Origin of the sequence: Mesorhizobium sp. M7A.F.Ca.CA.004.04.2.1 (assembly GCF_004022825.1) — a bacterium.
Taxonomy (GTDB): domain Bacteria; phylum Pseudomonadota; class Alphaproteobacteria; order Rhizobiales; family Rhizobiaceae; genus Mesorhizobium.
Map to the genome: position 1 here is coordinate 1 of NZ_RZPH01000954.1, position 2,323 is coordinate 2,323.

The following is a 2,323-nucleotide window of genomic DNA, read 5'->3' on the forward strand; positions in this document are numbered from 1 at the left end:
TGGTTCCATTGCCCCGGAACCGCCAGATCACTGCCGCATTTCGCGCCTTATTTGGCACCTAACGGCTGGGGTCTGTCAAAAACGGAGCCATCCCCCAAATATGAAGAACCCAAAACAGACCGCGCTTGTCGCGGTAACGATCGCTGCTGGCCTGATGGTCGGCGCTTCTTCGGCGACCGCCGCCGCCCAGTGCGGCCGCGCCTCGTGGTATGCCCTGCACTCCAAGACCGCCTCGGGCGAGCGCATGAACCCGTCGGCGCTGACCGCCGCGCATCGCACCTTGCCTTTCGGCACCAAGCTCAAGGTGACCAACAAGAACAACGGCCGCAGCGTCGTCGTGCGCATCAACGATCGCGGTCCGTTCATCAAGGGGCGCGTGCTCGACCTGTCGAAGGGTGCCGCCGGCCAGCTCGGCTTCATCGGCTCCGGCCATACTTCCGTGTGCATGGCGCGCGTCTAGAGCTCCCTGTGTCCGGCAAAAGGGCCGGACACATTGCCTACACATTTCGCAGCCGCACACTGAGCCGGCTGGCGCCGTTCGGCCCCGATTTCCATGGCCTTGAACCAAAGAAGCATTGGTCACGCAGCGTGACGTATTGCATCGCAGCAATTAGTTGTTAACTTCCCCGCGAGACATCTAGGGCTCGGCGCTGCTCGTCGTCCCTTCGGTCGCAGGCAGCAGCGGGGTTCTCGATGTTCTACCAGCTCTATGAGATGAACCACGCGGCCCTGCAGCCGGCGCGCCTCTATGCCGACGCGGTGCGGATGTTCTATTCCAATCCACTCAATCCGTTTTCCCACACCCAATGGGGCCGTTCGATCGCGGCGACGGCCGAACTGTTCGAGCGCACCACGCGCCGCTACGGCAAGCCGGCCTTCGGCCTGAGCAAGACCGTGGTCGACTGGAAGAGCGTCGAGGTCACCGAGAAGACCGTCTGGTCGAAGCCGTTCTGCAATCTCGTCCGCTTCGAGCGTGCCGTGCCCGCCGGGCGCAAGCCCGATCCGAAGCTTCTGATCGTGGCGCCGATGTCGGGCCATTATGCGACGCTGCTGCGCGGCACGGTGGAAGCGATGCTGCCCTATGCCGACGTGCACATCACCGACTGGGTCGATGCCCGCATGGTGCCGCTTGCCGATGGCCAGTTCGATCTCGACGACTACATCGATTACGTCATCGACATGCTGCACACGCTGGGGCCGGACACGCATGTGATGGCGGTGTGCCAGCCTTCCGTGCCGGTGTTGGCCGCCGTGGCGCTGATGGAAACGAAGGGCGACCCCTTCGTGCCCTCGACCATGACCTTGATGGGCGGCCCGATCGACACCCGCAGCAATCCGACTGCGGTCAATCTGCTGGCGCAGGAAAAGGGCATCGACTGGTTCCGCGACAATGTCGTGATGCATGCGCCCTGGCCGGTGCCGGGCTTCGGCCGCGAGGTCTATCCCGGTTTCCTGCAGCTGTCCGGCTTCATGAGCATGAACCTCGACCGCCACATCATCGCCCACAAGGACTTCTTCATGCATCTGGTGAAGCATGATGGCGACAATGCCGAGAAGCACCGCGATTTCTACGACGAGTATCTGGCTGTCATGGACCTGACGGCGGAGTTTTATCTGCAGACCGTCGACACCGTCTTCGTTCGCCAGGCCTTGCCCAAGGGCGAGATGACGCATCGCGGCACCAGGATCGATCCGTCGGCGATCCGCAACGTCGCGCTGTTCACGGTCGAAGGCGAGAACGATGACATATCGGGCCTTGGCCAGACCAAGGCGGCGCATGATCTGTGCCCCAATATCCCGGCTGAGCGGCATGCCCACTACATGCAGCCGGCGGTTGGCCATTACGGCGTGTTCAACGGTTCGCGCTTCCGTTCCGAAATCGTGCCGCGCATCGTCGACTTCATCACCAGCTATGGCCGCCAGGAGCGTGTCGCGGTGAAACCGAAGCTGGTCCGCGCCGCCAAGAGATAATGCAAGTCGCCCAAATTGCGGATTTTTGGACGATGACCTGCATAGAACCAAGCTTAACGGCGACAAACCGTGAGATTGACCGGTAAAAGCCGGCTGGCTGGCCGATTCTGTTGCACAAGTGCCGCTGTCCAGCCCCTCGGGTAACCATGCCGACAATCCGACCGTCGTCGTAATTGACACGGACTGTAAATCCCCCTTAACCTTTCGTTAATAACAAAGGGTGAGCGGGGACAATGATTTCCTCATCGATGGCGCAACGGCTGCGCGTGTATGTGGCGGCCGGGCTGGCAGTGACGGCGGGCTGGGTGGCACCGGCTTTGGCGGGTGGAGCGATGGCGACCGGGGGTCTCAC

Annotated in this window: 2 protein-coding genes; both read left to right on the forward strand. The window is 62.2% G+C overall.

Annotated features, from left to right (window positions below):
* The first annotated feature begins 100 nt into the window (after positions 1-100).
* Positions 101-460, forward strand: coding sequence for a septal ring lytic transglycosylase RlpA family protein (locus tag EN893_RS29675; RefSeq protein WP_127268049.1), 360 nt, complete (start codon positions 101-103; stop codon positions 458-460).
* Positions 461-693: 233 nt separating this feature from the next.
* Positions 694-1,971, forward strand: coding sequence for a polyhydroxyalkanoate depolymerase (locus EN893_RS29680; protein ID WP_127268048.1), 1,278 nt, complete (start codon positions 694-696; stop codon positions 1,969-1,971).
* Positions 1,972-2,323: the final 352 nt, after the last annotated feature.